Here is a 1,573-nt window from a genome sequence, read left to right as displayed (position 1 = left end):
GTGATGGCGGTCGCGGTGATGGCGGTGATGGCGGTCGCGGTGATGGCGGACGCGGTCGCGGTCGCGGTGTGGAACGCGGCCCGCCCATCACCCACACCGACATCGATCGTCCACCATCCCCCACACACCACTGCTGCAAGTGTTTCGCGGAACGAGGGGGGAGGGGGGGTGGTCGGCCGGGTGCGATATCGGTTGTTGTTTCGACACGTCAGAGGGCGCGACGTCCGAACGAACGAAACAGGTGCAACACTTACAACAGTTGCATCGGTGGGTTTTAATCCAGTGGGCGATTCCGTCGGGTCATGACGGTTTTCGAGCGGACTCACGCCGTCTTCGACGACGAAGACGTGCTCCGCGATGACTACCAACCGGAACGCATCGAGGAGCGAGACGAGGAGCTAGAGGAGTACAAGGCGTACTTCCAGCCGGTCATCAATGGCAAACAACCACGGAACATCTTCCTCTACGGGAAGACCGGCGTCGGGAAGACCGTCGCCACGAAATACCTCCTCTCACACCTCGAACGCGACGCCGAGCGATACGACGATCTCGATATCACGACGGTCTACCTCAACTGCGAGCACCTCACGTCCTCCTATCGCGTCGCGGTCAACCTCGTGAACGAACTCCGCGAGGAGGGCGAGCAGATCTCGACGACCGGCTATCCCCGCGACGCCGTCTACGACATGCTCTGGGCGGAGTTAGAGGAGGTCGGTGGCACCATTCTCGTCGTCCTCGACGAAATCGACTACATCGGCGACGACGACAGCTTGCTCTACCAGATCCCGCGGGCGCGATCGAACGAGAACCTCCACGACGCGAAGGTCGGGATCATCGGCATCTCGAACGACTTCAAGTTCCGCGAACAACTCGATCCCCGGGTCGAGGACACGCTCTGCGAGCGCGAGATCCACTTCCCCCCGTACGACGGGAACGAACTCCGAAACATCCTCGATAAACGCTCGACGCTCGCGTTCGAGGACGGCGTGCTCTCCGAGGACGTCGTCCCGCTCTGCTCGGCCCTCGCCGCCCAAGACCGGGGGAGTGCGAGGCAGGCCCTCGATCTGCTCTTCGAGGCGGGCGACCTCGCGCGGCGCAACGGCGACGGGAACGTCACCGAGCACCACGTTCGCAACGCACGCTCGCGGCTGGAGAAACGCCAGATCGAGGAGTCGATGAAGGATCTGACGAGTCACGACCACCTCACGCTCTACACGATCACGGCGCTGACGGTGTTCGGCGAGGAGATGCCGGTCCGTCGCCAGACGATCTACGATCGCTACGAGGACGTCGCGACGAGCACCGGATTCGTCAGGTCGGATCGATGCGACCCTGTCGCTCCGCCGCGGTGCGGAGGCGGTCGGTGTCGAGGTTCTTCGTGATGGCGAGTCCGTCGAGCGTGGTGACGACCGCGTCGAGGGCGACGCCGAGTTCGTACTCGTAGTACGCGCCGCCGCTGCGGCCCTCGTTGCGCTCGTGGCGTTCGAGGATGCCGAGCATCACGAGATCGGAGAGGTGCGCGTGGAGACTCCGCATTGCCAGCGGATCGTGATCGGTGCTCGTCGCGACGTCC

Annotated in this window: 1 protein-coding gene and 1 pseudogene; one reads left to right on the top strand and one right to left on the bottom strand. The window is 63.8% G+C overall.

What is annotated here, in order from left to right; all coding sequences use genetic code 11:
- Positions 1 to 302: 302 nt before the first annotated feature.
- The gene (locus AOZ13_RS13560; RefSeq protein ID WP_021780876.1) at positions 303 to 1,382 is read left to right on the top strand and encodes an orc1/cdc6 family replication initiation protein; all 1,080 of its coding nucleotides are present in this window, start codon (positions 303 to 305) and stop codon (positions 1,380 to 1,382) included.
- Here the strand turns inward: AOZ13_RS13560 and AOZ13_RS13555 are convergent.
- Positions 1,312 to 1,573: pseudogene (locus tag AOZ13_RS13555) on the bottom strand (cell division control protein Cdc6); the annotation flags it as partial. The gene AOZ13_RS13560 and the pseudogene AOZ13_RS13555 overlap by 71 nt on opposite strands.

This window comes from Halarchaeum acidiphilum MH1-52-1 (genome assembly GCF_000474235.1).
GTDB lineage: Archaea > Halobacteriota > Halobacteria > Halobacteriales > Halobacteriaceae > Halarchaeum > Halarchaeum acidiphilum.
The sequence above is the reverse complement of the archived record's forward strand: the minus strand, read 5'-3'. Positions and strand labels throughout refer to the sequence as shown.

Bases quoted from the DNA above. Each gene is read 5' to 3' on its own strand.
- AOZ13_RS13560 (WP_021780876.1), top strand. From the start codon at position 303: ATGACGGTTTTCGAGCGGACTCACGCCGTCTTCGACGACGAAGACGTG.